Source organism: uncultured Jannaschia sp. (assembly GCF_947494055.1).
GTDB lineage: Bacteria > Pseudomonadota > Alphaproteobacteria > Rhodobacterales > Rhodobacteraceae > Jannaschia.
The window spans coordinates 1-239 of sequence record NZ_CANLTR010000249.1; the positions used below are offsets into that span (position 1 = coordinate 1).

The window sequence follows — 239 nt, forward strand, 5'->3', positions numbered from 1 at the left end:
CTTGCAATCACCTGCCGGTAACAGACGGCAAAGGCGCATGGCGAGACAACGTCTTCGTCGAGCGCCTCTGGCGGACTGTCAAATACGAAGAGGTCTATCTGCACGCCTACGTCGGCGTCTCGGAGGCCCGCGCCTCGATCGGACGCTACCTGCGCTTCTACAACAGCCGCCGTCCACATTCATCGCTTGACGGGAAAACCCCCGATCAGGCCTATTTCAAACCGTTGATGCCTCAGGCG

Annotated in this window: 1 protein-coding gene; it reads left to right on the forward strand. The window is 59.8% G+C overall.

Annotated features, from left to right (window positions below; genetic code table 11):
• Positions 1 to 239 (forward strand): integrase core domain-containing protein (locus Q1A87_RS24040; RefSeq protein WP_299657451.1); only part of this gene is annotated, 239 nt, incomplete at both ends.